This window comes from Frankia sp. CeRuru1, assembly GCF_977966315.1.
The window spans coordinates 1-6,179 of the sequence record NZ_CDWWEW010000310.1 but is presented as its reverse complement, the minus strand read 5'-3'; the positions used below and the strand labels follow the sequence as shown (position 1 = coordinate 6,179).

4 protein-coding genes are annotated in these 6,179 nt (G+C 71.7%); all 4 read right to left on the bottom strand.

What is annotated here, in order from left to right:
• On the bottom strand, window positions 1-1,370 hold a 1,370-nt coding region (locus tag AC08OP_RS18840; protein ID WP_476615398.1), incomplete at its 3' end, for a pyruvate, phosphate dikinase.
• A gap of 76 nt (window positions 1,371-1,446) precedes the next feature.
• Complete coding sequence (locus AC08OP_RS18835) at window positions 1,447-4,500, bottom strand: glycine--tRNA ligase (protein WP_476615397.1); 3,054 nt, start codon at window positions 4,498-4,500, stop codon at window positions 1,447-1,449.
• 280 nt (window positions 4,501-4,780) lie between these two features.
• Window positions 4,781-5,239, bottom strand: coding sequence for an antibiotic biosynthesis monooxygenase (locus AC08OP_RS18830; RefSeq protein ID WP_476615396.1), 459 nt, complete (start codon window positions 5,237-5,239; stop codon window positions 4,781-4,783).
• Window positions 5,240-5,280: 41 nt separating this feature from the next.
• Window positions 5,281-6,078, bottom strand: coding sequence for an isoprenyl transferase (locus AC08OP_RS18825; RefSeq protein ID WP_476615395.1), 798 nt, complete (start codon window positions 6,076-6,078; stop codon window positions 5,281-5,283).
• Window positions 6,079-6,179 lie beyond the last annotated feature (101 nt).

The window sequence follows — 6,179 nt, the reverse complement described above, 5'->3', positions numbered from 1 at the left end:
CCTCTGGCGACGACGGCGGCATGCGACGTCCGGCCGCCCCGGGAGGTCAGGATTCCGCGCGCCGCGAGCATGCCCGCGAGGTCGTCGGGGTTCGTCTCGCGGCGGACGAGGATGACCGGTCGGCCCTCGGCCGCCACCCGCACCGCCTCGGCGGCGTCGAAGACGGCCTCCCCCACCGCCGCCCCAGGCGCGGCGTTCACTCCCGTCGCGATCGGGGCGGGGCGGGCCGTGTCGTCGAAGCGCGGGAACATCAGGGTGGCGAGCTGGTCGCCGCTCACCCGGCACAGCGCCTCGTCATCGTCGATGACACCGCGTTCGGCGAGCGTAGCGGCGATCCGGAAGGCCGCCGCGGCAGTGCGTTTGCCGACGCGGGTCTGCAGGATCCACAACCTGCCATGTTCGATCGTGAACTCGATGTCGCACAGGTCCCGGTAGTGCTTCTCCAAGCGCGTCATGATCTCGCGCAGTTCGGTGAAGGATGCCGGGTCGATCCGCTCCAGCTCGGCGAGGGGAACCGGGTTACGGATCCCGGCCACCACATCCTCGCCCTGGGCATTGGGCAGATAGTCTCCGTACACGCCGGGTTCCCCGTTGCCCGGGTCCCGGGTGAAGGCCACCCCGGTGCCCGAGTCCGTTCCGAGGTTGCCGAACACCATCGCGACGACGCTCACTGCCGTCCCGAGATCGTCCGGAATGCGCTCGGTACGGCGGTACAGCCGGGCCCGCGGCCCGTTCCAGGAGTCGAACACCGCTCGGATCGCGAGATCCAGCTGCTCGCGGGGATCCTGGGGGAAGGGACGGCCGGTGCGCTCGAGCACGATCCGCTGGTAGGTCGCGACGAGCGCCCGCAGGTCGTTCTCGTCGAGGTCGAGGTCGCTGCTGGTGCCCTTGGCCCGCTTCGCCGCCTCGAGAGCCGCGTCGAACGACGGCTCGCCGACGCCGAGGACGGTCCGGCCGAACATGGCCAGCAGCCGGCGGTAGGAGTCCCAGGCGAACCGCGGCGAACCCGACTGCTCGGCCAGGCCCAAGACGGCCTGGTCGGTCAGGCCGATGTTCAGGATGGTGTCCATCATCCCGGGCATGGAGAACTTCGCGCCGGAACGCACCGACACCAGCAGCGGATCGTCGGCCTGGCCGAGCCGCCGTCCCCGGGCGGTCTCCAGAGCGGCAAGATGATGATCGATCTCCACCCGTAGCCCGACCGGTTCGCCACCGGCAAGGTACTCCCGGCACGCCTGGGTGCTGATGGTGAACCCGGGCGGGACGGGCAGGCCGAGATTCGTCATCTCGGCGAGGTTCGCGCCCTTACCGCCGAGAAGATCCTTCATATCCTTGTTGCCCTGGTGGAAGCCATACACGTAGCGCGCCATGGTCGTCCCTTCCGCCCCGGAGTGATACCCAGACGCTAACCCGTGGTAACGGTATGCGCAGCCAGAATGCCCATGATTAGTAACCGGAAGCGGGCAGCGAGCCGAGAGCCTCCCAGTCGAGAGCTCCGGCCGTCAGGTCCCGGATCCAGGCCAGCAGACCGAGCCGCGCCGCCCGCACCGCCGGGTCGTCGGCCATCACCATCACCGCGTCGAAGAACGCGTCGACGGCGGCCGGCAGGTCTCCGGCTGCGGCGACCAGCTCATCAAGGGAGATCACTCCGGCCGGCGTCTCCGCGGTGACAGCCGAATCGGCGCCGGAGGGCGCGAGCCGCTGGGCGAGGGCTGTCACGACCTCCAGCAGGTCGATCTCGGCGGGTTCGGTGAGGCGCTGCGCGTCGAGCACCGCCGGGGTCCCGGCCGGCACGATCCGGCGGACCCGCTGCAACGCGGCGGCCAGGGCGGCGAAGCCGGCGGCGGGTGCGGACTCCCCCTGGACGAGCTGCCGCAGTGTCACCAAGGTGGCGGCCGCGCGGGCCGGCGTGCCGGTGAGCGGCCCGACTGCGCCGACCAGGCGGTGGTCCACCCCGGCGTCGAGTAGTTGCTGGACGTAGCGGCCACGGACGAACGCCCCGGCGGCCCCGAGCGCCTCGGCGGGCACCGGCACCGGGGTAAGCCGGGCAGCACGGGCCAGCGCGCCGGTGACGGTGAGGCCGGCGAGCTCGGGCCGGCTGCCCAGGATCGCGGCGACCCCGAGCGCGGCCCGGCGCAACCCGAACGGATCCGAACTCCCCGTGGGAGCCGCGTCGAGCGCGAACAGCCCGACAAGCAGATCGAGCCGGTCGGCGAGGGCCAGCAGGCCACCGGGGGCGGTAGCGGGCAGCTGATCACCGGCCCGGCGAGGCAGCTCCATCTCAAAGAGGGCGACGGCGACCGCCTCGGGCTCACCGGCCCGGCGGGCATACTCCCGCGCCATCGTGCCGGCGAGGCTCGACAGCTCGATGACCATCTGGGTAGCCAGATCGAACTTGGCGAGCGCGGCCGCCCGGTCCAGGGTGGCCCGGTCGTCCTCACCGAGGCCGATCTCCTCGGCGAGGTCACGCGCCAGCGCCGCGATGCGGTCGGCCCGGTCCGCGACGGAGCCGAGCCGCTGCTCGAACGTCAGCTTCGCGAGCTCCGCCCGGAACGTCTCGGGCGGCACCGTGACGTCGGCGTCGTAGAAGAACGCAGCGTCGGTGAACCGGGCCCGGATGACGTCCTCGTTACCGGCGCGGACCAGCGCCTGGTCGACCTCGCCATCGGCGACGGCGACGAACGACGGCAGCAGCCGCCCGGCGGCGTCACGCACCGGCAGGTAGCGCTGGTGCTTGCGCATGACGGTGGTGAGGATCTCCGCCGGCAGGTCCAGAAAGCGTTCCTCGAAGGACCCGAGGATCGGGCGCGGGAACTCGACGAGGTTCGCCACCTCGGTGAGCACGTCCGCCTCGGCGACGAGGTCGATGTGACCGCCGGAGTCCGCGGTGAGCTTGGCCGCCTCCTCGACGACGAGCTCGCGGCGAACTACCGGGTCGAGCAGGACCGAGCGGGCGGCGAGCAGTTCGGGGTAGCCGGACGCGCTCGGCACGTCGAGCGGCGGGGAGCCGGCCCGCCGGTGGCCGCGAGTGGTCCGACCGGCCGCGAGCGTCGACACCGCCACCGGCACCACGGCCTCGCCGAGCAGGGCGAGCAGCCAGCGCACCGGCCGGCTGAACGACAGGGCCGGATCGTTCCAACGCATATTGCGCTCCGCGCGCAGCCCCGCCACCAGCTCACCGAGCACCCCGGCCAGCACCCGGGCGGCGTCCCGGCCAGCCTCGGTGCGCACGAGCGCGACATGCTCGACACCGCGGTGGGTGACGACCTGGAGGCCGGCGGGATCCGCGCCCTGACCACGCGCGAACCCGACGGCGGCCTTCGTCGGCGCGCCGGCGGCGTCGTAGGCGGCCGAAACGCGCGGGCCGCGGACGACCCGCTCGACGTCCGGCTCCCGGGGCGCCACCTCGTCAACAATCGCCACGATGCGCCGGGGAGTGCCCAGCACCCGGACCGCACCGTACGTGAGGCGGGTGGCCGCTAGCCGCTCGACGAGGCCGGCGCGCACCGCCTCGATGGTCCGGGTCACCTCGGCCGCCGGGAGCTCCTCCGTCCCGATCTCGAACAGCAGGGTGGCCGGCGCCTCGATCTGGGTGGTCACCGCGGCGGGCACCGCGGCCGGTGGCGGGGAGGCCACCCCGAGGGGATGGCCAAGCTCCTCGCGGCGGTCCCGCCACAGCGCCGCGACCTCCCGCGACAGTCCGCGCATCTGCGCGAAGGAGGTGGCCCGCTCGGTGGTGGAGACCGCGCCCCGGGAATCGAGGATGTTGAAGGCGTGCGAGCACTTCAGCACGTAGGAGTGCGCGGGGACGGGCAGCCGGGCGTCGATGAGCCGGCGGGCCTCGGCGGCATAGTCGGCGTAGAGCCGGCGCACGGTGTCGATGTCGGCGTCGTCGAGGTAGTACCGGGACATCTCGTACTCGGCCTGGCCGAACACCTCGCCGTAGGAGATGCCGGGGGCGTAAGCAATCTCGCTGAAGTGGCGGACGCCCTGCAGGGCCATGAGGATGCGTTCCACGCCATAGGTGATCTCGACGCTGACGGTGTCGAGCGTCTGGCCACCGGCCTGCTGGAAGTAAGTGAACTGGGTGATCTCCAGGCCGTCGAGCCAGACCTCCCAGCCCAGACCCCAGGCACCGAGCGCGGGCGAGGCCCAGTTGTCCTCGACGAACCGGACGTCGTGGGCGGCGGTGTCGATGCCGAGCGCCGCGAGACTGCCCAGGTAGAGCTCCTGGGAGTTGCCCGGGTCCGGTTTGAGGATGACCTGGAACTGGGTGTGGGTCTGCAGCCGGTTCGGGTTGTGGCCGTAGCGGGAGTCGTCGGGACGGACCGAGGGTTCGGCGTACGCGACCCGCCACGGCTCCGGTCCGAGCACCCGCAGCACCGTGGCTGGGTTGAGCGTACCAGCGCCGACCTCGGTGTTGAACGGCTGCACGATCATGCAGCCGCGGTCGGTCCAGTAACGGGTCAGCGCCAGCAGCGCGTCCTGCATGGTCAACATCGAGCGAGCCTCGGCATTTCGCTGTCGCGGTCACGAGTGGGGCAGGACACCCCGGCTCCGGGGACCGGACACCGGCCCGCCGGCGACCGGTGTCCGGAGAGAGCGGTCAGGCGGTCAGGGAGGGGACTGTCCAAGGGACATCGACACTCCGAATCCATGATTCACAGATCCATGATCCATGATCCATAGATCTGCACATCATAGATCCACAACCCATAGATCGTAGATTCCATGATGCTGAGTCGAGGCTACCGGTACCCACCGGCAATCCCGTGGCTGGTCACGGCCGGCCGGTGCCCGGCGCACCGGCGGAGCGCGGCAGCTCGCCGGGGGCCGCGGTGCCGGCGTCCGGCGCACGGTCGGACCGATGGGTCCGCGCCGAGCCACCCGGCCCGTCCACCGACACCAGCACCTCGAAGGTGCCGGGCCCGTCGACCGCGAAGACGAGCAGCGGCGTCAGCGCGTACCGCACCTCGAAGGCGGACAACGCGCGACGCCACGCACCCGGCCCGTCCCACTCGGTGGTCATCAGCCACGAGCCGGGTTCGTCGAGCGCCTGGGCGATCCGCCCACCACGGAATCCCGGGGCCCGGGCGAGCGCGTCGAGCGCCGGGCGTGCCGCCGCGGCGAACCCCGCCCCGCCCGGGCTGGCGTCCCCGGGCACGGCGTCCCCTGGCACGACGAAGGCGATCTGGGCAACGACCGGAGCACCGGCCGTCGGCGCCGCCCAGTCGGGCACGGTGGAAGCGTCTGGTCCAGTCGGAACGTCGGGCCCGGGCATCAGACGTGGTGGGCGACGGTTCCGCCGTAGCGCCGGTCCCGTCGGGCGAAGTCCTCACAGGCGGACCACAGATCGCGCCGGTCGAAGTCCGGCCAGAGCGTCTCGACGAACGAGAACTCGGCATAGGCGGCCTGCCAGAGCAGGAAGTTGCTGAGCCGCTGTTCCCCGGAAGTCCGAATGACGAGGTCCAGATCGGGCATATCGGGCTCATCCAGGTAACGGCCGATGGTCGCCTCATCGATCCGATCGACGCGCAGCCGGCCCTCCCGCACGTCCCGGGCGATCGCCGCCGCGGCATCGGCGATCTCGGCCCGGCCGCCGTAGTTCACGCACATCACCAGGGTGAGCCGGTCGTTGTCACGGGTACGTTCCTCGGACGACTCCAGCCGCCTGATCACGTTCCCCCACAGCCGGGGACGACGGCCCGCCCAGCGAACCCGCACACCGAGCGCGTGCATGTCCTCGATGCGCCGGCCGAACACCCCGTCGGTGAAGCGCATCAGGAACGCCACCTCGTCCGGTGACCGTTTCCAGTTCTCCGTGGAGAAGGCGAACACCGACAACCATCGGACCCCGAGCTCGATCGCGCCCTCGACGCAGTCGAACAGGGCGTCCTCGCCGGCCTCGTGCCCCTTTGTCCGCGCCAGCCCGCGCCTCTTCGCCCACCGTCCGTTGCCGTCCATGACGATGCCCACATGCCGCGGGACGAGACGCGACGGCAGAACCGGAGGCCGCGCGCCGGAGGGATGGGGATGCGGATCGCGGAACCGCATCTCCACATCATTACGCAGCGCCACCGCCTACCTCCCCGTACCCGTCCGGGGCGGCTTCAAGCCGCAATCCGTCCTGCCGATCCCTGCCATCACCACATCGTCCCCCCGTCGGCGCCGGGTCGCGC